Raw genomic sequence first — 26,034 nt, 5'->3', positions numbered from 1 at the left:
AGTGCTGATCGACAAGACTCAACACCCCGCACCATCCTTCGTTGCTTTCGTGCTTGCTAGGAGATTTCCATGCGCATTCCCCACCGTTTCATTGGCGGCATTCTGGTGACCACCCTGCTGACCCAACTCACCGCCTGCGGCTCGATCTTCTTTCCCGACCGGCGCGGCCAGATCGACGGCAAGATCGATCCGGTGGTGGTGGTACTGGACGCCGTTGGCCTGCTGTTCTATGTCATTCCGGGGCTGATTGCCTTTGGCGTCGACTTCGCCACCGGAGCCATCTACCTGGAGCCGGGCAAGACCGCGCAGATCGCCCCGGAAAAACTCCAGCAAGCCATTGGCGCCGACGGTAAAGTCGACAACCGTAAACTGCAGGCCATTCTGGAAAGCGAACTGAGGGGCCACTTCCCCCTGGATGACCCGCGCCTGATCCAGCACAAGGGCAGCGTGCAGCAGTTGGCCCTGTACGGCCTGCAACCTGCCGCCTGACCTCTCCACTCAAGGAATCCGCCGTCGATGACTGGCAACCCGGAACACGCTCGCCTCCTGCGTTTGGCCACCCGCGCCTCGGTCACCGTGGCCGGCATCCTGATTGTGACCAAGGCCGTCGCCTGGTGGCTCAGCGGCTCGGTGAGCATGCTGGCGGGGCTCACCGACTCGGTACTCGACGGTTTCACCTCGCTGCTCAATCTGCTGGCGGTGCACTACGCCCTGCGCCCGGCCGATGACGACCACCGCTACGGCCACGGCAAGGCAGAGTCCCTGGCGGGCATGGCGCAAGCGCTGTTCATTGCCGGCAGTGCGGTGCTGATTGCCTTTCAGGCCACCGAGCGCCTGCACAATCCGGAGCCGGTCGGGGCACCCTGGCTGAGCATCGGGGTGATCGTGCTGTCGCTGGCACTGACCGCGGCGCTGCTGATCCTGCAACACCGGGTGATCCGCGTGACCGGTTCCAACGCGGTGCGGGCCGACTCACTGCACTACCGCTCCGACCTGCTGCTCAATGGCAGCATCCTCCTGGCCCTGGTGCTGTCAGCTTTCGGCTGGCATCAGGTGGACGCCTGGTTCGGCCTGGGGATTGCGGTCTATATCCTCTGGAGCGCGATCCAGATCGCCCGGGAAAGCTTCTCGGTGCTGATGGACCAGGAACTGCCGCCGGACGTCAGCCAGCACATGCTGGAGCTGGCTTGCAGCGTGCCCGGAGTGCTGGGGGCCCATGACCTGCGCACACGAATCTCCGGCAGCCACTGGTTTGTCCAACTGCACCTGGAACTACCCGGAGAACTGACTCTTTCGGTGGCCCATGGCCTCAGCGACCAGGCTGCCGAGGCCATTCAACAGGTTTATCCACGGGCCGAAGTGCTGGTGCACGCCGACCCGCAGGAAGTGGTCCAGGCCGCCAGGGCTCAGTAAGTCACCTCATAGCCGCGCGAGCTCAGGCAGTTGCCCTGGGCCTGGCGGTAGGCCTGAACCACTTGGGGGGCGGGCTGGTAGGTCACGCTCGCTGGGTCGAAGCCGCTCTGCTGCACCGCCCAGCGGTAGCAGTCATAGCGATCCTGGTCGACCTGCTGCGGCGACTGGCCGTTGATCGGGTAGGCCAACACATCGTAGCCATTGCCAGCCGGCTGCTGATCTTCAAGCGCTACGCCCTGCGGCGGCTCGACGACCACATATTGCTGGGTGTCCGCCTCATAGGTGTAGTAGGCCCCGGCTGCCAGGAAGAGCAGCGCGCCGCCTATCCAGATCTCCCGTGCATAGTCGGGCAGGTAACCCACTCGAATCCCATAGGGCGGGTGCACCACCACGTAGCGCGGACCTTGCGGGCGATACCAGTAGCCACCGGAGAAGAAATAGTCCTGACCGCGATACGCGACCCGGTCATTGCGTCCGGGGAATCGGTCGATCATGTACCCGGGGCGATACTGCGGCCCGGGGCCCCAGCCATTGCCATGGCCGTCGGGACGGCCCGGCCAGCGATTGTCATTTGGACGACCGTGGTCGGGCCGCGAACCTGGGCCACCCGCTTGCCAATGCGGGTTGTAGTCGTTGCGTCGGGGAGTGTCCTGATAGTAGCCACGCTGTGGCTCCTGGGTCTGGCGCACGGTGTCCGGGCGCCCCTGGATCGGCAGGTTCGGCGCAGGTCGTGGCTGTTGTTGCTGTGGCTGCTGTGGCTGCGGCACTGGTTGCGGGGCGGGGCGAACCGCTTGATTGGCATCATGCTGCGGATGGTTCTGCCACTGGCCAGCCGGGTTCTGTCCGTTGTGTTCGAACTGACGGCTGTTCTCGCCGCGAATAACCTCATTCTGCGGACGCGGTTGCTGCTCAACGGGTTGCGGACGATTGGGAACGTTCGCCGGGTGGCCCTGGTTATTTTCACCCCGCCCTTCCGGAGCGTGCTCTCGCTGCCCGCCTGAAGGCGCTCCCTGCTGGGGAGGACGGCGCTCGTCCCGCTCATCGGCGAGCACTTGAGCACTGACGCTCACACACAACAAACCAACACCTGCCATACGCCAGATGCGCGACTTCATGCTATTCCTCACTACGGATTGGGGGGGCCTGTAAATAAGACTGAAAAAGCCCTGGGCGGTTCTGCTAGAGATTATCAGTCACAAGACTTATTTCGCAGGCAATAAAAAAGGGCGGCCCGTCGGCCACCCTTTGAGATTTTGTCCGTGCTCGGCGCTTATGACGCCGGCTCACCTCACGCCGTCTTCTGGACAGTGTGTAGCCCGGGGGCCGGCCCAACCCGGTAGGGTTGGCGGCCGCGGCAGGCCTGATTCGGCGGGCCGCAGTGGACTCTATGTCCGGGCAGTGATTCTGGTGATAAGAATAGGCCCGCACCGACGATAGAGGATTGCGAAGATTGCTCGCAAAAACACCACTTGCGCAATTTTTAACTCAAGATAGATAATTCGACGCAATAGTTATGACAAAGGCCTGATTGATGAGCAAACTCGACCGCTACGACCTGAGCATTTTGGCGGAATTGCAACGCGACGCCCGCATCTCCAACCAGGAACTGGCCGAGCGCATCGGCCTGTCGCCCTCGCCCTGCTCGCGTCGGGTCAAGCAACTGGAGGACGATGGCTACATTTCCCGCCAGGTCGCCCTGCTGGACCGCAAGATGCTCGGCCTGAGCCTGACCGCCTACGTCCTGATCGGCATGGACCGGCACACACCGGAGCGCTTCGAGAATTTCGAAGCGGCAATCCGCAACCTGCCCCAGGTGCTGGAGTGCAGCCTGGTGACCGGAGTCGATGCCGACTACCAGCTCAAGGTGGTAGTCCCGGACATGGACCATTACCAGAAGCTGCTGCTCGGCCACCTGACCCGCATCGAGGGCGTGACCAGCGTACGTTCGAGCTTCGTGCTCAATCAGGTGCTCAACAGCACCGAACTGCCGCTGACCCACCTGCGCAACTGAACCTCTGCCCGCACCTACACGAGCCGCCCCGACGCTGTGGCGACATAACGCATGCAGATCAATGCTAGGTCCGCGAACGTTGGCGTATACTCGCCCGGCATTTTTTGCCCTGCCTGCACTGGAGATGATCGATGGACCCAGCAGTATTCGAAGAGTGGATGATGACCGGCCTGGTCAGCATCCTGATCATTTTCATGGGTTTCATCGTCTGGGACCTGGCCAAGAAATCCAAGGCCGGGCGCTTCGGCTCGTTCATCCTGTTCTTCGTGCTGGGCCTGGGCGTGGCCGCGTTCATCATCAAGAGCGTGGTGATCGGCCTGATCGAGTCCGGCGCTTTATAAGCGCGCCGCAACCTCCTTCCACTGTCCCTGGTCCAGGCCGTCCAGGGTCCAATCGCCGATCCTGACCCGCACCAGGCGCAAGGTTGGCAGCCCCACCGCAGCGGTCATGCGCCGTACCTGACGGTTGCGGCCCTCACGTATCACCAGCTCCAGCCAACTGGTGGGCACACTCTTGCGAAAACGCACGGGAGGGTTGCGTGGCCACAGCGTCGGTTCTTCGAGCTGTCGCGCCTCGGCCGGCAGGGTCATGCCATCGTTCAACTGCACCCCCTCGCGCAAGCGCTGCAACTGCTCGGCACTGGGCTCACCCTCGACCTGCACCCAATAGGTCTTGGCCAGCTTGTGCTTGGGGTCGGCAATGCGCGCCTGCAACTGCCCGTCATTGGTCAACAGCAACAGCCCTTCGCTGTCGCGGTCCAGGCGCCCGGCCGGGTAGACCCCGGGAATCGCGATGAAATCCTTGAGCGTGGCCCGCCCTTCGCCATCGCTGAACTGGGTCAGCACATCGAACGGCTTATTGAACAGGATCAGCTTCGGCTCGGCCGGCGCGGCCTTGGCCACACGCTTGGCGGGAGAAGAGGAAAATGGCTTCGCGCCAGGGCGGCGGGCAGCGGGACGGGGCGGACGGGACATGGAATCAGGAACATTCAGCGATCAGGACCGACAATGCTAGTGGCCTGACCGCCAAATGACCATGGCTTAAACGCTTAGCGGAAAGGCGGCTCGTCGAAGCTGCGCAGTTTGCGCGAGTGCAGGGAGTTGAGCTCGCTGCGCATCAGGTCCACCGCCTCGATACCGATCTTCAAGTGCTGGCTGACCGCACGCTCGTAGAAAGCGTTGGCCGCCCCCGGCAGCTTGATTTCACTGTGCAGGGGTTTGTCCGAGACACACAGCAAGGTGCCATACGGCACTCGCAGGCGATAACCCTGGGCAGCGATGGTGCCGCTCTCCATGTCCACCGCCACGGCCCGGGACAGGTTGATCAGCGGACGCTCCTCGGCCCAACGCAACTCCCAGTTGCGGTCGTCATAGGTCAGCACGGTGCCGGTGCGCAGGCGCTTCTTCAGTTGCTCGCCCTTTTCCCCGGTGACATTGGCCGCTGCCTGCTGCAACGCCAGCTGGACTTCGGCCAGGGCCGGAATCGGAATATTCGGCGGCACCACACGGTCGAGAATGCCGTCGCGACGCATGTAGGCGTGGGCCAGCACGTAGTCGCCAATGGTCTGGGACTGCCGCAGCCCCCCACAGTGACCGATCATCAGCCAGCAATGCGGGCGCAGCACCGCCAGGTGATCGGTGATGTTCTTGGCATTGGACGGACCGACACCGATGTTCACCAGAGTCACGCCGTGACCATCGCTGGCCTGCAGGTGGTAGGCCGGCATCTGGTAACGGTGCCAGACCACACCGGCGGCGATGGCCGAAGCCTCGCCGTGGTCCATGCTTTTCTCGATGATCACGTTGCCTGGCAGGACCATGCGCACGAAACGCGGATCACTGCGCAGTTGCTCCAGGCCATGAACGATGAACTGGTCGACATAGCGGTGGTAGTTGGTCAGCAGGATCCACGGCTGCACATGGCGCCAGTCGCTACCGGTGTAGTGCACCAGGCGCCGCAGGGAGAAATCCACCCGCGCGGCATCGAACAGTGCCAGGGGCAGCGGGTGGGTATTTTCCCAATCGTAGAGACCGTCGGCGATGCCATCGGTGGCGGCCGACAGATCGGTGCTGGGGAATACTCGGGCCAGGGCCGCCGCGGTCACGCCGGAACCGGCCAGCTCGTCGCCCTGCTCGACCACATAGGGATAGGGAATGTTCTGCTCACTGACGCCCACTTCCACCGTCACGGTGAAGTCGTGCATCAACGGCACCAGTTGTTCGAGCAGGTAGTTACGGAAAGCGGCGGGATGAGTGACGGTGACGCTGTAAGTGCCCGGCAGCTGAACCTTGGCATAGGCCCGGGTGGTCTGTGGGACTTCGCCGTGGCACTGGTAGGTCAAACGCAATTCAGGGTAGCGAAACAGCGCTCGTTGCTCGGCATCCGGCTCGACGCGGTCCTTGAGGTAGCGCTTGAGCGCCTGGCTCAGCGCCGTGGTGGCCCGCTCATGCAGAGCAGCAAGCCGGTCCACGGCTTGCTCGGCGGTTTGAACGACAATAAAAGCTTCGGTCACGATAAGCATCCTGTGTTCTGAACTTGCAGACGCTCATCTTGCCTGCAACACCGTCCCACGGGAACAGCGCAATCGCCGTAGGCGAGTCAGAAGCCTTGAGGGGTGGAGCGGGCGACAATGGCCGCTACATCCAGGCCTCGCGGCAAGGTGCCATAGACCCGCCCCCCCTGGCCGCCCAGGCGGCTGGCGATGAAGGCATCGCTGACCACCTGGTTGCCGGCTTCCAGCAACAGCTTGGCCTGCAGGCCCAGGGCAACGTCCTCGGTCAATTGACGGGCACGGTATTGAATGTCGGCGGAGTCCTTGAAGCTCTCCTTCAACCCGGCGATATGGGCCGCCAGGCGCTTGTCGCCATGGCCATCGCCCAGCTCGGCGAACAAGGCATCCAGCACGCCCGGCTCTTTCGACAAGGCACGCAGCACATCCAGGCATTGCACGTTGCCGGAACCTTCCCAGGTGGAGTTCACCGGAGCCTCGCGGTACAGCCGCGGCAGGATGCTGTCTTCAACGTAGCCGGCACCGCCCATGCACTCGGCGGCCTCGTTGATCATGGCCGGGGCCCGCTTGCAGATCCAGTACTTGCCCACCGCCGTCACCAGCCGCGAGAACTTCGCCTCCTGGGCATCGTCCTGATGATCCAGGGCTCGCCCCATGCGCATGCTCAGGGCCAGGGCAGCTTCGCTTTCCAGGGCCAGGTCGGCCAGCACGTTCTGCATCAGCGGCTGCTCGCTGAGCACCCGACCGCCTACAGTCCGATGCGTGCAGTGATGACTGGCCTGGGTCAGCGCCTGGCGCATCAGGGAACTGGAGCCGACCATGCAGTCGAAGCGGGTCATGGCCACCATCTCGATGATGGTCGGTACGCCGCGCCCTTCCTCGCCGATCATCCAGGCCAGGGCGCCGCGAAATTCCACTTCGCTGGAAGCGTTGGAGAGGTTGCCGAGCTTGTTCTTCAACCGCTGGATATAAAACTGATTGCGCGTGTCATCGGGGCGGTGACGGGGCAGGAGGAAACAGGTCAGGCCCTTGTCGGTCTGGGCCAGGGTCAGGAAGGCATCGCACATCGGCGCGGAACAGAACCACTTGTGCCCCACCAGTTCATACGCCTGCCCGGGGCCGCCAGCGCCCACCGGATACGCCCGGGTGGTGTTGGCGCGGACATCGGTACCGCCCTGTTTTTCGGTCATCGCCATGCCGATGGTCAGCCCGGCCTTGTGCTGCATGCCGACATTACGCGGGTCGTACTCGGTGGCGAGGATCTTCGGCAACCACTGCTCGGCGATGTCCGGCTGCAGTTTCAACGCCGGCACGCAGGCGAAGGTCATGGTCAGCGGGCAGCCGCTGCCGGCCTCGGCCTGGCTGTGCAGATAGGTCATGGCGGCACGGGCGACATGCGCCCCCGCCTGCGGGTCGGTCCAGGGCAGCGAGGTCAACCCGGCCTCGATCGCCGCACGCATCAGCTGGTGATAGGCGGGGTGGAATTCCACCAGGTCGATCCGGTGACCAAAGCGGTCGTGGCTGGCAAACACCGGCTTGTTCTGATTGGCCAGGAACCCCGCTTCCATCAACGGGCCACCGGCCAGCGCGCCATAGGCATCGACCCGCGACTCAGCCCAGCCGGCCTCGAAGCGGCGCATCCATTGCTGCAGTGGCAGGTCGATCCGGTAGAGGTTGGCGCCGTCCAGAGCTGGCGGCTGATTGGTGACTTCGTGGGTTTCAGCGAACTGGTGGAGGTTCATCGCGGGGCTCCTTCAGGGTGTGCCAAGGCCCCAGTTAAGCACCGCCCCCACCCCGAACAAAGTGGCATACCCGCCTAAATATCGGCGCTTTCGCCTTGTTCCACAGAAAGAACACACCTCGACAACGCCGCTTGCAACGCCTCGAATTTCACCGGTTTTGCGAGGTAGTCGGAGCCTGCTCCCGCCGGGCATCCCTCTTTACCGGGCACGCAGGCCAGCAGGATCGGCAATTGGGAATAACCGGGCAGCGCTTGCGCCTGCAGACGGAACGCTCCCAACTGCGCCATCGACATCTCGCCATCGATCAGTACCGCACTGACCAGCTCACGCCCCAGCAATTGCAGGGCATCCGTGGGGCTGCCAGCAGTGCGTACCTGGTAGCCCAACTTGAGCAGCATGCCGCGCACCACCAATTGATTGACGTCGTTGTCATCCATCAGCAGCACGGTGCAGTCTTGCGGCGCACGCTGCGAGACCGCCACTGGCGAGCGCAGAACCGGCTCCTGGGCATCGAACTCCACCTGCAAGCGGAAGCAGCTGCCTCGGCCTGGCGTCGACTCATGAGTCAAGTGCCCGCCCAGCAATTCCACCAGTTGCCGACAGATCGCCAGGCCTATCCCCAGCCCGCCATATTCGCGAGTCATGGAACCATCGAGCTGGAAGAAACGCTGATACAGGGTCGCATCGTCCAGATTGACGAAACCAATGCCGCTGTCGATCACCTCGAAGCTCAGGCTGACCCGCTGCGCCGGAGCGGAACGGGCCTGCACTCGCAGCATCACGCTGCCCGAGGGCGTGAACTTGATGGCATTGTCCAGCAGGCACTCCAGGCAATGGCTGAGTTTGCAGCGGTCGCCCTGCAAGCGTTCGGGCAGGCCGGGGCCCAGGTCGATCTGAAAGGCCAGCGACTTGGCTGCCGCACTGGCGCCGTACTGCGTCTGCAATGCCGTCAGCAGGGAGCGCAGGCTGAAGGGCTGGCGCTGGGCGCTGAGCTTGCCGGCCTGCAACTCGGTCAGGGTGAGAATGCCGTTGACCATGCGCATCATGTCTCGGGCCGAGCCGGCGGCCGTCTGCTGGTATTGCTCCAGCTCCGGGTCCAGCTCCAGCGTCTGCATCAGCTCCAGGGAACCGATAACACCGTTCATCGGGGTCCGCAGCTCGTGAGTCAAGGTGGCCAGGAACTCATCCTTGAGCCGGTTGCTGTGGGCCAACTGCTGGTTCAGCACTTCAAGCTTCTGCCCGGCCTCCAGCAGTGTCTGCGCCTGCTGTTCACGCATCGAGTTGATGCGGTCGGCCAGGGCCAGGGAAAGCAAGGCTACTTCGATCGCCGAGCCTATCTGGCTGGCGTACATGGTCAGGAACACGTTCGGCAGGTAACCCAGCACCATCAAGGTGTTGACCACGCCGCCGAACAAAAAGGCCGACCAGGCGATGATGAAGTAGCGCGCCACACGCAAGCCGCGGCACCAGGCGACGATACCGGCCACGTAGATCACCACGGTGAACAGCAGCGCCAGGGTGGTGGCCAGGCGCAATGCCAGGGCGTAGCTGGTCATCAGCGAAAGTGCCATGACCAAGGCCCCGAATGCCATCAAGGCCAGCAGTATGCGATCGACCCAGGGGCTGTGACGCGAGGTCTGCAGGAAGCTACGGGCGAACTGGCTGCCGAACAGCCCGGCCGAACCGATGAAGAAGGGCGTCGCGGCATTGGCCCACCAAGGGCTGTTGGGCCAGAAGTACTCCACCGCAGCGCCGTTGACCGACAACTGATAGAGGCCGAAGGAGGCAATATAGAAGATGTAGTAGAGGTAGCTGGTGTCGCGCACGCTGAGGTAGATGAACAGGTTGTACACCAGCATCCCCAGCAGCACCCCGTAGATCAACCCAAGGACGTACAAGCGCAGCGGCTGGGCTTCAAGATAGGCGGTGCTGGACCACAGGCTCACTGGCGCCTGGATTGAGCCTTCGCTGGCCAGGCGCAGATAGACGGTCTTGTGCTCCTGGGGCGAAAAATTCAGATTGAACAGGTAGTTGTTCTGCCGCACCTCTCGGCTGTCGAAAGGCAAGGCATCGCCGGTACGACCCGCCAGGCGATAGCCGCCGGCTTCATCGGGGACGTACAACTCGAGGTGGTCCAGGGGCGGATAAGCCAGTTCCAGCAACCAGCTGCGTTGCGCGTGCGGGTTGGCCGGGCGGTAGTCGAGGTCAATTTTCAGCCAGAATGCCGAGCGCGAATAACCGGCATTCAAGGTGTCTTTATCGTGGGGTTTGAACTGCTCGGCCAAAGGTTGCGCACTGACATCGGCGATTGTCGCCTCCCCGCCCACGTCTTCGAGTACTTGCATCACCCGGCCCAAGGGCAGGCGTTGAGTGAACTCGTCGAACTCGGCGGCGCCAGCCAGCATCGGCAAGCTCAACAGCAACATCAGCAAATAGCGCATTAAAGCCCCAGCGTGGCTTGTCCGGTGGTGTCAAGAAGTCCCCCATTTCCCTTGAGCAGACGCAAAACCGGCATGACCTGTTATTGATTTGAATCCACTCTAGCATAGCCGCTGATGGCCATTGAGCACCATTGAAAAATTTAGTCTAAAGGCTCTAGAACGGGCCTTTCAGCGCAATCCAGCGTGCTAGAGCTGTTGCTTCGGTCAAGTTGGCTGGCCAAGGCAGAGCCAGCCCCCACTTGCACGCCGGGCGCCGCGAAAAAAAACGTTTGGTGGTAAGCTCGCCGCCCATGAATATCTACAGCTCTCGCCCCGTTGTCCTCTGTCTCTCCGGCCACGACCCCAGTGGTGGCGCCGGCTTGCAGGCAGATATCGAAGCCCTGCTGGCTCAGGGTTGTCATGCAGCTCCGGCTGTCACCGCGCTGACCGTGCAGGACACGGTCAACGTCAGCGACTTCCGCGTCCTGGATCGCGAGTGGGTATTGGCCCAGGCCAACGCCGTGCTCAACGATTCCACGGTCGCCGCGGTCAAGCTGGGCATGCTCGGTTCCCTGGAAATGGTCGACACCGTGGTCGAACTGCTCCAGGCCCACCCGCACCTGCCACTGGTCTGCGACCCGGTGCTGCGCGCCGGCGGCGGTGGCCGGCTGGGCAAGGATGAAGTCGGCTATGCCATGCGCGAACGCCTCCTGCCCCTGGCAACCATTGCCACCCCCAACCTTCCCGAAGCCCGAATTCTCGCGGAACTGCCTGAAGGCAGCGCCGACCAATGCGCCGAAAAACTCCTGCCCTTCGTCAAGCACCTGCTGATTACCGGCGGCCACGGCGATGAACATGAAGTGCACAATCGCCTGTACAGCCGTGACGGCCTGCGCGAAACCTATACCTGCCAGCGCCTGCCGGGCAGCTACCACGGCTCCGGCTGCACCCTGGCCAGTGCCCTGGCTGGCCGCCTGGCCCAAGGTGAACACCTGGCCAGTGCGGTGAAATCTGCCCTGGATTACACCTGGCGCACCCTGCGCGATGCCGAGCAGCTTGGCCGCGGCCAGTTCGTTCCGCGACGCCTGCCGCTGGATTTCTGCTCGTAATGTCATGAGGCCTGCTCAATGAAACTACGTGGTCTGTACGCCATCACCGACAGCCAGCTGTTGGCCGGCAAGTTTCTGAAGTATGTGGAGGCAGCGCTGGAAGGCGGTGTCACGCTGTTGCAGTACCGTGACAAAAGCGACGATCAGGCCCGCCGCCTGCGGGAAGCCGAAACCCTGCTGGCCCTGTGCGAGCGCTACAAGACCCGTTTGATCATCAACGATGACGCCGAACTGGCCGCGCGCATCGGTGCCGGCGTGCACCTGGGCCAGACCGACGGCCCATTGACGCCGGCCCGGGCCCTGCTGGGTCGCCAGGCGATCATCGGTTCCACCTGCCACGACCAATTGTCGCTGGCCGAGCAAGCCGCGAAGGAAGGCGCCAGCTATGTCGCTTTCGGTCGCTTTTTCAATTCCACCACCAAACCCGGCGCGCCCACGGCCAGCCTGGAGTTGCTGGATCAGGCCCGGGCCAGCCTGCACCTGCCGATCTGCGTGATCGGCGGCATCACCCTGGATAACGCTGCGCCGCTGGTGCACCACGGCGCCGACCTGCTGGCGGTGGTCCATGGCCTGTTCGGCGCCGATAGCGCCGACGAAGTGACCCGTCGCGCCCGCGCCTTCAACGCCCTATTCAACAGCTGATTTTTTGAGAGCCCGATCATGTCTCGTTCCGAAACACTGTTTGCCAACGCCCAGAAACACATCCCTGGCGGCGTCAACTCGCCAGTGCGCGCCTTCAAGAGCGTGGGCGGCACCCCGCTGTTCTTCAAGCACGCAGAAGGCGCCTACGTTACCGACGAAGACGACAAGCGCTATGTCGACTATGTCGGCTCCTGGGGCCCGATGATCCTCGGCCACAGCCATCCGGACGTACTGGACGCCGTGCGCAAACAACTGGAGCACGGCCTGTCCTATGGCGCACCGACCGCCATGGAAACCGAAATGGCGGATCTCGTGTGCTCCATCGTGCCGTCCATGGAAATGGTACGCATGGTCAGTTCCGGCACCGAAGCCACCATGAGCGCCATCCGCCTGGCCCGTGGTTTCACCGGGCGCGACAGCATCATCAAATTCGAAGGCTGCTACCACGGCCACTCCGACAGCTTGCTGGTCAAGGCCGGCTCCGGCGCCCTGACCCAGGGCGTGCCGAGCTCCGCCGGGGTGCCTGCAGCCTTCGCCAAGCACACCCTGACCTTGCCGTTCAACGACATTGCCGCCGTGGAAAAGATGCTCGCCGAAGTCGGCCAGGAAGTGGCCTGCATCATCGTCGAGCCGGTGGCCGGCAACATGAACTGTGTGCCACCGGCACCGGGCTTCCTCGAAGGCCTGCGTCGCCTCTGCGACCAGCACGGCGTGGTGCTGATTTTCGACGAAGTGATGACCGGTTTCCGCGTCGCCCTCGGTGGCGCCCAGGCCCATTACGGCGTGACACCGGACCTGTCGACCTTTGGCAAGATCATCGGTGGCGGCATGCCAGTAGGCTGCTTCGGCGGCAAGCGCAAGATCATGGAGCACATCGCGCCCCTGGGCCCGGTCTACCAGGCCGGCACCCTGTCCGGTAACCCGCTGGCCATGGCCGCCGGCCTGACTACCCTGCGCCTGATCAGCCGCCCGGGCTTCCACGCCGAACTGAGCGACTACACCAGCCGCCTGCTCGAAGGCTTGCAGCAACGCGCCGATGTGGCGAGCATTCCGTTCGTCACCACCCAGGCGGGCGGCATGTTCGGCCTCTACTTCAGCGGCGCCGACGACATCGTCACCTTCGACGACGTGATGGCCAGCGACGCCAACCTGTTCAAGCGCTTCTTCCACTTGATGCTGGAAGGCGGTGTCTACCTGGCACCAAGCGCCTTCGAAGCGGGCTTCACCTCAATCGCCCACGGTGAGGCCGAGCTGCAACTGACCCTGGATGCGGCAGAGCGTGCATTCGCGGCCTTGAAGTAAGCGCTGCCTGGCGGGTGTGCGAAACATCACGCCCGCTGTGGTCTTTACTGGAATTTTCCCCAGTGAAACCTGGAAAAGCTGAAGATTCCTTGGGATATCGCACCCATGCAGCAGAAAAACGAGTAAAGACTTTGTAAGGTTGGCCCCGCTTATTTCATAATGCGCGCTTATTGGGCCCCACGCTGGGCCCCGCGCCCCTCAGAGGTAAGTCGATTCCCATGAACCGCACCGGCCGCGCCCTGACACTGGGCTGCCTGTTGCTCCTTCAGCCCCTGCTCGCGCATGCACAAGCAGGCGGCAACTCGTTGTTGATCCCGGCGCTGGGTCGCTGCACCCTCGATCCCCAGGCTCAGGACCAGGCCGAGGCACTGGCCGCCTGCCAAAAGGCCGCCGATGAGGGGGATGCCGAGGCGCAATACGAGTTGGGTGAGTTCTACTACGAAGGCAAAGGTGCGCCGCAGGACTTCAATCAAGCCCTGAGCTACTTCGAAAAAGCCTCCTTGCAAGGCCACGCCCAGGCACAATTCAAACTGGGCACCATGTTCTTCCACGGCGAAGGCGTGCCGGCCAACAACGTTCAGGCCTACATCGTGCTGAAGATGGCTGCGGTCAATGGCGCCGAAGAGGCCCTGGACACCGCGGACGAAGTCGCTGAGCACATGCAGCGCGACGAGCTGGAAGTCGCGACCCAGGTACTGGGACAGATTTTCCGCAAATACCTGATGGAATTGCAGAGCGCCGATGGGCGTTCGCCTTTTTCGCCACTGCCGTAAACGCTTTCATGCCCTTCGCTGGCAAGCCTGCCCCCACACTCGAACCGGCTTCTGCGTGAAGTTGCCGACCCGGCTTACTTTTCCGGCATTGGCATCGGAAATGGCATGACGTTGCTCACCCCGCGAGCCTCGCTGATCTTCGGCGTCCCCAGGCGCTCGACCTCATCGATGCGCACGATCGAATGCATCGGCACAAAGCTGCGCACCACACCTTCGAACTGAGCCTTGAGCTTTTCCTCGCTCGGATCGACGACCACTTGCGTGCGCTCGCCAAAGACGAACTCTTCCACTTCCAGGAAGCCCCACAGATCACTCTGATAGATCTGCTTGGCGTACATTTCGAACACCTGGCCCTGGTTGAGGAAAATCACCTTGTAGATTGGAGCTTCACGTTTGGTCATGGCGGGCGGGTAACACATCGGGGGACAAAAATAGGGCGCGAACTATAGCATAGCTACCCGATGCACAACCCTAGGAACCTGTGGGCATGGACCCTATAATGCGCGGTTCTTTGAATCACGTGAGACCGAGGTCCATGGCCAAGAAGCTTTACATCGAAACCCACGGCTGCCAGATGAACGAGTACGACAGCTCGCGCATGGTGGATCTGCTGGGTGAACATCAGGCCCTGGAAGTCACTGCACGTGCCGAGGATGCGGATGTCATCCTGCTCAACACCTGCTCGATCCGCGAACGCGCCCAGGACCGGGTGTATTCCCAGCTCGGACGCTGGCGCGAACTGAAACTGGCCAACCCGGACATGGTGATTGCCGTCGGCGGCTGCGTGGCCAGCCAGGAAGGCGCGGCCATCCGCGACCGTGCACCCTATGTGGACGTGGTCTTTGGCCCACAGACCCTGCACCGCCTGCCGGAAATGATCGACGTTGCGCGCCTCACCAAGCTGCCGCAAGTGGATGTCTCGTTCCCGGAAATCGAAAAGTTCGACCACCTGCCCGAACCGCGCATCGACGGCCCCAGCGCCTACGTCTCGGTGATGGAAGGCTGCAGCAAGTACTGCACCTTCTGCGTCGTGCCCTACACCCGCGGCGAAGAGGTCAGCCGCCCGTTTGACGACGTCATCGCGGAGATCATCCACTTGGCGGAAAACGGCGTCCGCGAGGTGACCCTGCTGGGCCAGAACGTCAACGGCTACCGCGGCCAGACCCACGACGGACGCATGGCCGACCTGGCCGAGCTGATCCGCGTGGTTGCCGCTGTCGATGGCATCGAGCGGATTCGCTACACCACCTCGCACCCTCTGGAGTTCTCCGACAGCCTGATCCAGGCGCACGCAGAAGTGCCGGAACTGGTGAAACACCTGCATTTGCCGGTGCAATCCGGCTCGGACCGGATCCTGGCAGCGATGAAACGCAATCACACCGCCTTGGAGTACAAGTCCAAGCTGCGCAAGTTGCGCGCGGCGGTGCCGGGGATCTGCATCAGCTCGGACTTCATCGTCGGCTTCCCCGGGGAAACCGAAAAGGACTTCCAGCAGACCATGAAACTGATCGAAGACGTCGGCTTCGACTTCTCCTACTCCTTCGTCTACAGCCAGCGGCCGGGAACACCCGCTGCCGACCTGGCCGACGAAACACCGGAGGCCGTGAAGAAGGAGCGGCTCAATGCCCTGCAGCACCGCCTAAACCAGCAGGGGTTTGAAATCAGCCGACAAATGGTCGGCTCGACCCAGCGCATCCTGGTGACCGACTACTCGAAGAAAGACCCGGGCGAACTGCAGGGGCGTACCGAGAACAACCGGATCGTCAACTTCCGCTGCGACGATCCCACACTGATCGGTCAGTTCGCCGACGTGCACATCGATTCGGCGCAGCCCCACTCACTGCGCGGTTCGCTACTGGCATAACAACTGAAATCGCGCAGGAACTGGCTTGCCAGCGAAGAGACCTCCAAGCCCCCCCTTCGCCAGCAAGCCGCTTCCTACGGGAAAGCCCTGACAGTCATTACGCCGCATAAGAGCTTTCGCACCCAGGCCGCTGGCGTTATCCTTGAACCCATCTTAATTGCCGTTGGGCGGCTAAAAACGACCTTGAACGCACCCATAGAACCTCATCGTTTCATCCTCGAACCATTCGAGGCTCGCCGCTTCGCCAATCTGTGCGGGCAATTCGACGAGCATTTGCGCTTGATCGAACAGCGCCTGACGATCGAGATCCGCAACCGCGGCAATCAGTTCGAACTGATTGGCGAACCCAAGCAAACCACCTCCGCGGAAAACCTCCTGCGCCGCCTCTATCGGGAAACCAAGGGCACCGAGCTGTCGCCGGACCTGGTGCACCTGTTCTTGCAGGAATCTGCCGTGGAAGAGCTGGACAACCCCTCGGTGGCCGATGCCGCCGTAGCCCTGCGTACCAAGAAAGGCATGATTCGCCCTCGCGGCCTGAATCAGCAGCGCTACGTCAAAGAAATCCTCGGCAACGACATCAACTTCGGCATTGGCCCGGCCGGTACCGGCAAGACCTACCTGGCGGTAGCCTGCGCCGTGGATGCCCTGGAACGTGAGCAGGTGCGCCGCATCCTGCTGGTGCGCCCTGCGGTGGAAGCGGGCGAAAAACTTGGCTTCCTGCCCGGCGACCTGGCCCAGAAGATCGACCCGTACCTGCGCCCGCTGTACGACGCCCTGTATGAAATGCTCGGCTTTGAACACGTGGCCAAGCTGATCGAGCGCCAGGTCATCGAGATCGCCCCCCTGGCCTACATGCGCGGCCGCACCTTGAACAACAGCTTCATCATCCTCGATGAAAGCCAGAACACCACCGTGGAACAGATGAAGATGTTCCTCACCCGGATCGGTTTCGGCTCCACCGCTGTGATCACCGGCGACATCACCCAGGTCGACCTGCCCAAGGGCACCAAGTCCGGCCTGGCCCACGTGATCAACGTGCTCAAGGATGTGCCCGGTATCAGCTTCACTCACTTCATGCCCAAGGACGTGGTGCGCCACCCGCTGGTGCAACGCATCGTCGAAGCCTACGAGCGCTTCGAACTGCGTGCCGCCGACGAGGCCGCCAAGGCTTCCGCCGACCGAGGCAACCGCCACGATGCTTGAGCTTGACCTGCAGCGCGCCAGCCAACAGCCGGCCCCCAGCGATGAACAATTCCGCCAGTGGTGCGAGCTGGCCCTGCGCCAGCGCACAGCCGATTCGGAACTGACCATCCGCCTGGTGGACGAAGCAGAGGGGCGTGAGCTGAACCACACCTGGCGTCATAAAGATTACGCCACCAATGTGCTGTCATTTCCTGCCGACGTGCCGGATGAGCTGCTGGATATCCCGCTGTTGGGGGACCTGGTTATCTGCATTGCGGTGGTCGAGCGTGAAGCGGCCGAACAAGGCAAGGAACTTCAAGCCCACTGGGCCCATCTGGTGATTCACGGCTGCTTGCATCTGCTGGGTTACGACCATATAGATGACGATGAAGCCGAAGAAATGGAAGCACTGGAACGAACGTTGCTTGCAGAACTGGGTCATCCTGACCCGTATGCAGACGACGAAAGCTGATCAACAACCCCCTGTAACAACCAAGGATTCAGAGCAATCGCTATGAGCGAAGATCGATCGAGCAACGGGCAAAAGTCATGGCTGGGCAAACTGACCCAGGCTTTTGCCCATGAGCCGAAAAACCGCCAGGAGCTGCTGGAGCTGCTGCGCGAAGCCCATCAGAACAAATTGCTGGACAGCGAAGCGCTGGCCATCGTCGAAGGCGCCATCCAGGTGGCTGACCTGCAAGTCCGGGACATCATGGTTCCACGCTCGCAGATGATCAGCATCAAGGCGACCCAGACTCCCCGGGAGTTCCTGCCCGCGGTCATCGACTCCGCGCACTCGCGCTACCCGGTGATCGGCGAAAGCCATGACGACGTGATGGGCGTCCTGCTGGCCAAGGACCTGCTGCCGCTGATCCTCAAGGAGAACGGCGACAGCTTCAACATCAAGGACCTGCTGCGCCCGGCGACCTTCGTCCCCGAGTCCAAGCGCCTGAACGTGCTGCTGCGCGAGTTCCGCGCCAACCATAACCACATGGCCATCGTCATCGACGAATACGGCGGAGTGGCGGGCCTGGTGACCATCGAAGACGTGCTGGAACAGATCGTCGGCGACATCGAGGACGAGCATGACGTCGAGGAAGACAGCTACATCAAACCGCTGCCCAGCGGCGACTTCCTGATCAAGGCGCTGACGCCGATCGAGAACTTCAACGAGTTTTTCGACAGCGACTTCTCCGATGACGAATTCGATACCGTGGGCGGCCTGGTGATGAGTGCTTTCGGTCACTTGCCAAAACGCAACGAAATCACTGAAATCGGCACCTATCGCTTCCGCGTGCTCAACGCCGACAGCCGGCGGATTCATCTGCTGCGCCTGACCCCGATTTCCCGCTGAGGAAACGGGTCATCTGCCCTCCCCCGCTCCGCGACATCGCTTTGAGGCTGCTAACCCGGCCTCAGGCGATAGAGCGCGGGGACGCCTCGGACGGACAGCGCTGCGGAACTCGACGCTCATCTGAATCAACCCAACCATTCTCCTTGTGCCTCACCCGGCATGACACAGGAAAGAGCTGATGAAACGCCTCTTGCAGCGCTCAACCCGCCCCGGATGGTCCGGCAACCTGCTGGCCTTGGTCGCCGGCGCCATCACCACCCTGGCCCTGGCCCCCTATGACATCTGGCCTCTGGCACTGCTGGCCGTGGGTCTGTTCTACGCCGGGCTGCGCGAGCTGACACCGCGCCAGGCGCTGGGTCGCGGCTGGTGCTTCGGCTTCGGCCTGTTCGGCGCCGGCACCAGCTGGATCTATGTCAGCATCCATACCTACGGTGGCGCCTCGGCCCTGCTCGCCGGCCTGCTGATGCTGGCCTTTATCGCTGCGATCGCCTGGTTTTTCGCGCTACCTGCCTGGCTCTGGGCCCGCTGGTTGCGGCGCAACGAAGCACCACTGGCGGACGCCCTGGCATTCGCCGCCCTATGGTTGGGGCAGGAAGCCTTTCGCGGCTGGTTCCTCACCGGCTTTCCCTGGCTGTATTCCGGCTACAGCCAGCTGGACGGCCCCTTGGCCGGGCTCGCCCCATTGGGCGGCATCTGGCTGATTTCCTTCTCCCTGGCACTCACCGCAGCCCTGCTCTACAACCTGCCGCGGCTGATCAAGGCCGGGCGCAAAGGGTTCATCGTTGCCGGCCTGATACTGCTGGCAGCCCCCTGGGTCGCAGGCCTGGCCCTGAAAGGTCACGCCTGGACCAGCCCGGCCGGAGAGCCGCTGTCGGTTGCCGCCATCCAAGGCAACATCGAACAGAGCATGAAATGGGACCCGGCCGAGCTCAATGCCCAACTGGCGCTGTACCGCGACATGAGTTTTCGCAGCAAGCGCGTGGACCTGCTGGTCTGGCCAGAGACCGCAGTACCGGTGCTCAAGGAATCTGCCGAAGGCTACCTGACGATGATGGGCAACTTCGCCGCCGATCGTCATTCCGCCCTGATCACTGGCGTTCCGGTACGCGAGCTGGTCCACCATGAGAAACGCTACTTCAACGGCATCACCGTGACCGGCGAAGGGGACGGCACCTACCTCAAGCAGAAGCTGGTGCCCTTTGGCGAGTACGTGCCCCTGCAGGAGCTGCTTCGTGGCCTGATCGACTTCTTCAACCTGCCGATGTCGGACTTCGCCCGCGGCCCGGCCGACCAGCCACTGTTGCAGGCCAAGGGCTATCAGATTGCACCGTTCATCTGCTACGAAGTGGTCTACCCCGAGTTCGCGGCTGGCCTTTCGGCCCGTAGCGAGCTGTTGCTGACCATCAGCAACGACACCTGGTTCGGCACCTCCATCGGCCCCCTGCAACACTTGCAGATGGCGCAGATGCGCGCCCTGGAAGCCGGGCGCTGGATGATCCGCGCGACCAACAACGGCGTCACCGGCCTGATTGACCCATTCGGCAAGATCACCGTGCAGATTCCACAGTTCGAACGCGGCATCCTGTATGGCGAAGTGGTGCCCATGCACAACCTGACGCCTTATCTGCAATGGCGCTCATGGCCGCTGGTGGTGCTGTGCGTACTGCTGTTTGGCTGGGCGCTGCTGGCCAGCCGGATTGCCAAGACCGTCTAGGAACCTGCGCCGGCAAACCGGCTCTCTACCCCGGGGAGCCGGTGCGGCAATCAGCGATAGAACAGCCGGTAGCCCAACTGCCCGACGGCTTCATTGAGCAACTGGCCACTCTGCCAGATCGATTTGAATTCGGGCATCCAGCCCCCTAGCGGGCGGGCGTTATCCACGCCCAGAAAGCCCACTGGCGCCGGCACCACGACAAACCCGGCATGCTCGAAACTCCAGACCGAACGGGGCATGTGCCAAGCCTGGGTGACTACCACCACGCGCTTGACCCCCAATGGCAACAGAACATCGGCACTGAACTGCGCATTCTCCCAAGTGGTACGGCTGCGACCTTCCTGCCAGCGCACGCTGACAGCGAAGTCATTGAGCAGCGACTCGGCCATCAACGCCGCCTCAGTGGGCGGCGTACCGTAGTGCAGGCCGCCGCTGGTCAGCACTGGCAGCCCTGAAGCCTTGGCCAGACGTGCCGCATAGCGTTCGCGCTCCAGCCCCACCCCGGTGGGCTGATCGGAACCCCAGGCGGGGTCGCCACGTTCGCGCCCCGAACCCAACACCACAATCGCATCCGCCTGCTCGGCCAGGCTCGCCCATTGGCTTTGCGGCAAAGGCGGCAGGCGCTCCAGCCCACGCGCGCCCCATTCCACCACCACCGGCAGGCTCATCAGCCAGAAACCACCCACCCCGAAGGCGAAACACCAACCCGCCAACCGCGGCCGGGAACGACGCAACCCCCAGGCAAGCAGCAGCAACAGCAAGAGAATGCCGGGCGGTAGCAGTAACTGTTTGATGAAATAGCGAAAAGGCATCGAGCATCTCCAACAAGATGCCCGAAGCCTAAAGGGGATACCTGTCCAGCAACAACCAACGCTAGGAACTTTTGCTCTCGAGGCCCTCGGCAACGACCTCGTCAAACCCAATGAAGGGCCCTGGGACCTACTTGAACTGTTGGGATCGGGCTTTCGCCACGGCCTTGACCGGCGCCTGGTCCTTCAACCAAATGATCTCGGCCGAACAAGGCGTGTCCTGGGCTTGCAGGCTGCTCACTGGATTGATCTGCATCTCACGCTGGTTACGGGCCAGATAGGCCCTGATCAATTCGAACTCTGCTCGGCTCAAACCCCGCAGTTCCAGCTCGACAGGCCGCTCGTTGCGTAGTCGATCCGCCGTTTTGACCGCGTCCAGGGCCAGAGCCAGTCGATTCAGCAACCGTTCATACACCTCCGGTTCTGTTTCTTTTCGCTGCGATTCAAGCATCCGTTCACCTCATCGAAGATAAGACTCACTCCCCTTTTTGAGCTTAGTCGGACAGCCGAAAGCAACGCGCCGCCGCGACCAACGGCCCGCCCGAGCAATCAGGGTTTCCCTCGGCAGAGCGCGGTCATGTATGCTACGGCGCTTCCTGTAACTCCACTTCCAGCTCCATCGGGCATTGAAAAACGCCGTATTTGGCGCCATCGCCACCCGAGGTTGCGTTGAAGAGGATTAGGCCACCCCTATTCAGTACAAAAGTAGCCATGCACGAACACTACCAGCCCCGCGAAATCGAAGCCGCCGCCCAGTCGTTCTGGGACGAGCAAAAGTCCTTTGAAGTCAGTGAACAGCCAGGCAAGGAAACGTACTACTGCCTGTCGATGTTCCCTTACCCCAGCGGCAAACTACACATGGGGCACGTGCGCAACTACACCATCGGCGACGTGATTTCCCGCTACCAGCGCATGCAAGGCAAGAACGTTCTGCAACCCATGGGTTGGGACGCCTTCGGCATGCCGGCGGAAAACGCCGCGATGAAGAACAACGTGGCGCCCGCCAAGTGGACCTACGAAAACATCGCCTACATGAAGACCCAGCTGCGCAGCCTGGGGCTGGCGGTGGACTGGTCCCGCGAAGTCACCACCTGCAAGCCGGACTACTACCGCTGGGAACAGTGGCTGTTTACCCGCCTGTTCGAAAAGGGCGTGATCTACCGCAAGAACGGCACCGTGAACTGGGACCCTATCGACCAGACCGTGCTGGCCAACGAACAAGTGATCGACGGCCGCGGCTGGCGTTCCGGCGCGCTGATCGAGAAGCGCGAAATCCCGATGTACTACTTCAAGATCACCGCCTACGCGGATGAGCTGCTGGAGAGTCTCGACGATTTGCCGGGCTGGCCCGAGCAGGTCAAGACCATGCAACGCAACTGGATCGGCAAGTCGCGCGGCATGGAAGTGCAGTTCCCCTACGACCAGGCGTCCATCGGCGAAGCCGGCACCCTGAAAGTCTTCACCACCCGTCCGGACACCCTGATGGGCGCGACCTACGTCGCCGTGGCGGCCGAGCACCCACTGGCCACCCTGGCGGCCCAGAACAACCCCGAGCTGCAGGCCTTCATCGCCGAATGCAAAGGTGGCAGCGTCGCCGAAGCCGACATGGCGACCCAGGAGAAAAAGGGCCTGCCGACCTCGCTGTTCGTCGAGCACCCGTTGACCGGCGAGAAGCTCCCGGTCTGGGTGGCCAACTACGTGCTCATGCACTACGGCGACGGTGCAGTCATGGCCGTGCCGGCTCACGACGAGCGCGACTTCGAATTCGCGACCAAGTACAGCCTGCCGATCAAGGCCGTGGTCCGCACCAGCGCTGGCGATGAGACTCCAGCTCCCTGGCAGGACGCCTACGGCGAACACGGCGAGCTGATCAACTCCGGCGAGTTCAATGGCCTGGACTTCCCCGGCGCATTCGATGCCATCGAAGTGGCGCTGCTGAAGAAGAACCTCGGCCAATCCCGTACCCAGTTCCGCCTGCGCGACTGGGGCATCAGTCGCCAGCGCTACTGGGGCTGCCCGATCCCGATCATTCACTGCGACAGCTGCGGCGATGTACCTGTCCCGCAAGATCAGTTGCCGGTGGTATTGCCGGAAGACGTGGTTCCCGATGGCGCCGGTTCGCCCCTGGCGCGCATGCCTGAGTTCTACGAGTGCAACTGCCCGAAATGCGGCGCACCGGCCAAGCGTGAAACCGACACCATGGACACCTTCGTCGAGTCCTCGTGGTACTACGCTCGCTATGCCTCGCCGCACTATGAAGGCGGCCTGGTGGATCCAGCGGCGGCCAACCACTGGTTGCCGGTGGACCAGTACATCGGCGGCATCGAACACGCCATCCTGCACCTGCTCTATGCGCGTTTCTTCCACAAGCTGATGCGTGACGAAGGCCTGGTGAGCTCCAATGAGCCGTTCAAGAACCTGCTCACTCAGGGCATGGTGATTGCCGAGACGTACTACCGTCGCGAAGCCAATGGCAGCTACACCTGGTACAACCCGGCGGACGTCGAGCTGGAGCGCGACAGCAAGGCCAAGATCATTGGCGCCAAACTCATCTCCGACGGCTTGCCGGTGGAGATCGGTGGCACCGAGAAGATGGCCAAGTCGAAGAACAACGGTGTCGACCCGCAATCGATGATCGAGCAATACGGCGCCGATACTTGCCGCCTGTTCATGATGTTTGCCTCGCCGCCGGACATGAGCCTGGAATGGTCCGACTCCGGCGTCGAGGGTGCACACCGCTTCCTCAAGCGTGTCTGGCGCCTGGCCCAGGCCCATGTCAGCCAAGGGCTGCCGGGAGCCCTGGATGTCGCGACACTGAGCGACGAACAGAAAGTCGTCCGCCGCGCTATCCACCTGGCCATCAAGCAGGCTAGCCAGGACGTCGGCCAGCATCACAAATTCAACACGGCCATCGCCCAAGTGATGACCTTGATGAACGTCCTGGAAAAAGCGCCGCAAGGCAGTGAACAGGACCGCGCCCTGCTGCAGGAGGGCCTGCAGACCGTCGCCCTGCTGCTGGCTCCGATCACTCCGCACATCAGCCACGAGCTGTGGGGCCAATTGGGTCAAAGCGGTGCAATCATCGATGCTGGCTGGCCTGCATTGGACGAAAGCGCGCTGGTACAAGACAGCCTGCAGCTGGTGATTCAGGTCAACGGCAAGCTGCGTGGCCAGATCGAGATGCCGGCCAGCGCCAGTCGCGAAGAGGTCGAAGCCGCCGCTCGCAGCAACGAGAACGTACTGCGCTTCACCGAAAGCCTGACTATTCGCAAGGTCATCGTGGTGCCGGGCAAACTGGTCAACATCGTCGCCAGCTAATTGGATCAGGCGCACGGTCCAGCATCGGGCGCCGAATAAAACCTCCAGGGCCACAAGGTTGGCCCATTTGGTTTCAAGGGGAGCAATACATGATCAAACGTAATCTGCTGGTGATGGGCCTGGCCGTGCTGCTGAGTGCCTGTGGCTTCCAGTTGCGCGGCACGGGAACCCAGGAGCTGACCATCAAGGAACTCGACCTGAGCGCCCGAGATGCCTACGGCATAACAATCAAGATGCTCAAGCAGCAGCTGGAAAACAGCGGTGTGCGGGTCCATGCCGGCGCGCCTTACAAGTTGGTGCTGCTGAGTGAGGACAACTCCCAGCGCACCCTCAGCTACACCGGCGGCGGCAGCTCGGCCGAGTACGAGATCAGCACTGTTCTCAAGTACGAGATCCTGACGCACGACAACCTGCACCTGCTGGACGACAAGCTGGAAGTGCAGAAAGTCATCCTGCATGACGGCAACAACATCACCGGTTCCAGCCAGGAGTCTTCCGAGACCCGCAAGGAAATGAGCCGCGATCTGATCCAGCGCATGCTGATCCGTCTGCAACTGCTGACCCCGGAACAGCTGGCCCAGCTGCAGGCTACCGCCGAAGCCAAGGCCAAGGCAGAAGCCGACGCCCTGGAAGCGGCACGCAAGGCTGAGGCGGAAACCCCGCGCCAGTCCCCTATGGAACTGCCGAACCAGTAAGCCGTGCGGGGCGCTCCGGCGCCCCCTTGGCACCCGCCTATGAAACTCGCACCCGCCCAACTCGGTAAACACCTGCAAGGCTCCCTCGCGCCGGTCTACGTGATCAGCGGCGATGATCCGCTGCTTTGCCAGGAAGCCGCCGACGCTATCCGCTCTGCCATACGCCAGCAGGGGTTCGACGAACGCCAGGTATTCAGTGCCGATGCCAATTTCGACTGGGGCACCCTGCTGCAAGCGGGCGCCAGCATGTCGCTGTTTGCCGAAAAGCGCCTGCTGGAACTGCGCCTGCCCTCGGGCAAGCCCGGTGACAAGGGCGCGGCAGCGCTGATCGAGTACTGCGCACGTCCGGCCGAGGACACGGTGCTGTTGATCAGCCTGCCCAAGCTTGATGGCAGCGCGCAGAAAACCAAATGGGGCAAGGCCCTCGTCGAAGGCGCCCAGACCCAGTTCGTGCAGATCTGGCCGGTGGATGCCAACCAGCTGCCGCAGTGGATTCGCCAGCGTCTGTCCCAGGCAGGGCTGTCCGCCAGCCAGGACGCGGTCGAGCTGATCGCGGCTCGGGTAGAGGGCAATCTGCTAGCCGCCGCCCAGGAAATCGAAAAACTCAAGTTGATGGCCGAAGGCGGGCAGATCACCGTCGAAACAGTCCAGGCAGCGGTGGCTGATAGCGCTCGTTTCGACGTGTTCGGCCTGGTGGATGCGATTCTCAATGGTGAGGCCGCCCATGCCCTGCGCATGCTGGAAGGCCTGCGCGGTGAAGGCGTCGAGCCTCCAGTCATTCTCTGGGCGCTGTCCCGGGAGCTGCGCCTGCTGGCCAACCTGGCCTTGCAGTTCAGCCAGGGCGTGCCGCTGGACAAGGTCTTCAGCCAGGCCCGCCCGCCGGTCTGGGACAAACGCAAACCCCTGATGAGCAAAGCCCTGCAGCGCTACTCCGCACAACGCTGGGGCCAACTGCTGCTGGACGCTCAGCGCATTGACGCGCAGATCAAGGGACAGGCCAGCGGATCACCCTGGAGCAGCCTGAGCCGCCTATCGCTGTTGATGGCCGGCCAGCGCCTGGCACTTCCCCCCGAATAAGCCTGCAGCCCCTTCATTTACAATTTTCTGTTTGCGCAGTGCTGGACAGCGGCCCCACTCTGGCCGATGATTTGCGCCGCAGCCCCCTCCTCTCAATATG

Annotated in this window: 24 protein-coding genes; 16 read left to right on the top strand and 8 right to left on the bottom strand. The window is 62.6% G+C overall.

The genetic code is table 11. The features are described 5' to 3' along the window. Positions 1-69: 69 nt before the first annotated feature. Together LXM55_RS22435 and LXM55_RS22430 are read left to right on the top strand one after the other, a co-directional pair. A complete protein-coding gene (locus tag LXM55_RS22435) occupies positions 70-489 on the top strand; it encodes a polyribonucleotide nucleotidyltransferase (RefSeq protein ID WP_233322372.1) in 420 nt (139 codons plus the stop codon). Positions 490-516: 27 nt separating this feature from the next. After that, the gene (locus LXM55_RS22430) at positions 517-1,413 is read left to right on the top strand and encodes a cation diffusion facilitator family transporter (RefSeq protein WP_233322371.1); all 897 of its coding nucleotides are present in this window, start codon (positions 517-519) and stop codon (positions 1,411-1,413) included. Here the strand turns inward: LXM55_RS22430 and LXM55_RS22425 are convergent. Further along, positions 1,407-2,528: a DUF6515 family protein gene (locus LXM55_RS22425; RefSeq protein WP_233322370.1), complete on the bottom strand. Its 1,122-nt coding sequence runs from the start codon at positions 2,526-2,528 to the stop codon at positions 1,407-1,409. The two genes, LXM55_RS22430 and LXM55_RS22425, sit on opposite strands and share 7 nt — an antisense overlap. A 416-nt stretch (positions 2,529-2,944) precedes the next feature. On the opposite strand from LXM55_RS22425, the gene LXM55_RS22420 reads away from it, so the two are divergent. Continuing rightward, on the top strand, positions 2,945-3,424 hold the full coding sequence (locus LXM55_RS22420; protein ID WP_233322369.1) for an Lrp/AsnC family transcriptional regulator: 480 nt from the start codon (positions 2,945-2,947) through the stop codon (positions 3,422-3,424). A 131-nt stretch (positions 3,425-3,555) separates the two neighbouring features. Next, positions 3,556-3,765, top strand: a complete 210-nt coding sequence (locus tag LXM55_RS22415; RefSeq protein ID WP_003228500.1) for a DUF2788 domain-containing protein — start codon at positions 3,556-3,558, stop codon at positions 3,763-3,765. On the opposite strand, the gene LXM55_RS22410 is transcribed toward LXM55_RS22415, so the two are convergent. The 4 genes from LXM55_RS22410 to LXM55_RS22395 form a co-directional block, all read right to left on the bottom strand. Next, positions 3,760-4,326: a pseudouridine synthase gene (locus LXM55_RS22410; RefSeq protein ID WP_233322521.1), complete on the bottom strand. Its 567-nt coding sequence runs from the start codon at positions 4,324-4,326 to the stop codon at positions 3,760-3,762. The two genes, LXM55_RS22415 and LXM55_RS22410, sit on opposite strands and share 6 nt — an antisense overlap. A gap of 146 nt (positions 4,327-4,472) precedes the next feature. After that, on the bottom strand, positions 4,473-5,945 hold the full coding sequence (gene amn, locus LXM55_RS22405) for an AMP nucleosidase (RefSeq protein ID WP_233322368.1): 1,473 nt from the start codon (positions 5,943-5,945) through the stop codon (positions 4,473-4,475). A gap of 77 nt (positions 5,946-6,022) precedes the next feature. Continuing rightward, positions 6,023-7,675, bottom strand: a complete 1,653-nt coding sequence (locus LXM55_RS22400) for an acyl-CoA dehydrogenase family protein (protein ID WP_233322367.1) — start codon at positions 7,673-7,675, stop codon at positions 6,023-6,025. Positions 7,676-7,749: 74 nt separating this feature from the next. Beyond that, entirely contained in the window at positions 7,750-10,116 is a 2,367-nt protein-coding gene (locus LXM55_RS22395) for a hybrid sensor histidine kinase/response regulator (protein WP_233322366.1), read from the bottom strand. Positions 10,117-10,406: 290 nt separating this feature from the next. On the opposite strand from LXM55_RS22395, the gene LXM55_RS22390 reads away from it, so the two are divergent. From LXM55_RS22390 to LXM55_RS22375, 4 genes are all read left to right on the top strand, one after another. Beyond that, the gene (locus tag LXM55_RS22390; RefSeq protein WP_042941299.1) at positions 10,407-11,204 is read left to right on the top strand and encodes a hydroxymethylpyrimidine/phosphomethylpyrimidine kinase; all 798 of its coding nucleotides are present in this window, start codon (positions 10,407-10,409) and stop codon (positions 11,202-11,204) included. Positions 11,205-11,222: 18 nt separating this feature from the next. Next, a complete protein-coding gene (thiE, locus tag LXM55_RS22385) occupies positions 11,223-11,846 on the top strand; it encodes a thiamine phosphate synthase (RefSeq protein WP_233322365.1) in 624 nt (207 codons plus the stop codon). 18 nt (positions 11,847-11,864) lie between these two features. Continuing rightward, a complete protein-coding gene (gene hemL, locus LXM55_RS22380; protein WP_233322364.1) occupies positions 11,865-13,148 on the top strand; it encodes a glutamate-1-semialdehyde 2,1-aminomutase in 1,284 nt (427 codons plus the stop codon). A 218-nt stretch (positions 13,149-13,366) separates the two neighbouring features. Beyond that, on the top strand, positions 13,367-13,921 hold the full coding sequence (locus tag LXM55_RS22375) for a tetratricopeptide repeat protein (protein ID WP_233322363.1): 555 nt from the start codon (positions 13,367-13,369) through the stop codon (positions 13,919-13,921). A gap of 74 nt (positions 13,922-13,995) precedes the next feature. On the opposite strand, the gene LXM55_RS22370 is transcribed toward LXM55_RS22375, so the two are convergent. Then, positions 13,996-14,322, bottom strand: coding sequence for a DUF1820 family protein (locus LXM55_RS22370; RefSeq protein ID WP_007927079.1), 327 nt, complete (start codon positions 14,320-14,322; stop codon positions 13,996-13,998). A 134-nt stretch (positions 14,323-14,456) separates the two neighbouring features. Here LXM55_RS22370 and miaB point away from each other — a divergent pair, with 134 nt between their 5' ends. From miaB to lnt, 5 genes are all read left to right on the top strand, one after another. After that, the gene (gene miaB / locus LXM55_RS22365; protein ID WP_233322362.1) at positions 14,457-15,785 is read left to right on the top strand and encodes a tRNA (N6-isopentenyl adenosine(37)-C2)-methylthiotransferase MiaB; all 1,329 of its coding nucleotides are present in this window, start codon (positions 14,457-14,459) and stop codon (positions 15,783-15,785) included. 183 nt (positions 15,786-15,968) lie between these two features. Beyond that, the gene (locus LXM55_RS22360) at positions 15,969-16,988 is read left to right on the top strand and encodes a PhoH family protein (RefSeq protein WP_233322361.1); all 1,020 of its coding nucleotides are present in this window, start codon (positions 15,969-15,971) and stop codon (positions 16,986-16,988) included. Further along, positions 16,981-17,439: an rRNA maturation RNase YbeY gene (gene ybeY / locus LXM55_RS22355; protein ID WP_011063652.1), complete on the top strand. Its 459-nt coding sequence runs from the start codon at positions 16,981-16,983 to the stop codon at positions 17,437-17,439. The genes LXM55_RS22360 and ybeY overlap by 8 nt, the downstream gene beginning before the upstream one ends. A 42-nt stretch (positions 17,440-17,481) precedes the next feature. After that, positions 17,482-18,321, top strand: a complete 840-nt coding sequence (locus LXM55_RS22350; RefSeq protein WP_233322360.1) for an HlyC/CorC family transporter — start codon at positions 17,482-17,484, stop codon at positions 18,319-18,321. 190 nt (positions 18,322-18,511) lie between these two features. Further along, positions 18,512-20,035, top strand: coding sequence for an apolipoprotein N-acyltransferase (gene lnt, locus LXM55_RS22345; protein WP_233322520.1), 1,524 nt, complete (start codon positions 18,512-18,514; stop codon positions 20,033-20,035). 50 nt (positions 20,036-20,085) lie between these two features. On the opposite strand, the gene LXM55_RS22340 is transcribed toward lnt, so the two are convergent. Together LXM55_RS22340 and LXM55_RS22335 are read right to left on the bottom strand one after the other, a co-directional pair. After that, on the bottom strand, positions 20,086-20,847 hold the full coding sequence (locus LXM55_RS22340) for a YdcF family protein (RefSeq protein WP_233322359.1): 762 nt from the start codon (positions 20,845-20,847) through the stop codon (positions 20,086-20,088). A gap of 127 nt (positions 20,848-20,974) precedes the next feature. Further along, the gene (locus LXM55_RS22335; RefSeq protein ID WP_233322358.1) at positions 20,975-21,295 is read right to left on the bottom strand and encodes a hypothetical protein; all 321 of its coding nucleotides are present in this window, start codon (positions 21,293-21,295) and stop codon (positions 20,975-20,977) included. A 260-nt stretch (positions 21,296-21,555) separates the two neighbouring features. On the opposite strand from LXM55_RS22335, the gene leuS reads away from it, so the two are divergent. The 3 genes from leuS (at position 21,556) to holA (ending at position 25,934) form a co-directional block, all read left to right on the top strand. Further along, the gene (gene leuS, locus LXM55_RS22330) at positions 21,556-24,162 is read left to right on the top strand and encodes a leucine--tRNA ligase (RefSeq protein ID WP_233322357.1); all 2,607 of its coding nucleotides are present in this window, start codon (positions 21,556-21,558) and stop codon (positions 24,160-24,162) included. An 89-nt stretch (positions 24,163-24,251) separates the two neighbouring features. After that, positions 24,252-24,857 (top strand): LPS-assembly lipoprotein LptE, encoded by a 606-nt coding sequence (locus LXM55_RS22325; protein ID WP_233322356.1) that lies wholly within the window; start codon positions 24,252-24,254, stop codon positions 24,855-24,857. A 39-nt stretch (positions 24,858-24,896) separates the two neighbouring features. Further along, complete coding sequence (gene holA, locus LXM55_RS22320; RefSeq protein ID WP_233322355.1) at positions 24,897-25,934, top strand: DNA polymerase III subunit delta; 1,038 nt, start codon at positions 24,897-24,899, stop codon at positions 25,932-25,934. The last annotated feature ends 100 nt before the right edge of the window (positions 25,935-26,034 follow it).

It is taken from the genome of Pseudomonas sp. Au-Pse12 (assembly GCF_021341665.1).
Classification (GTDB): domain Bacteria; phylum Pseudomonadota; class Gammaproteobacteria; order Pseudomonadales; family Pseudomonadaceae; genus Aquipseudomonas.
Note: the sequence above shows the minus strand (reverse complement) of the source record. Positions and strands in the feature narration are given on the sequence as shown.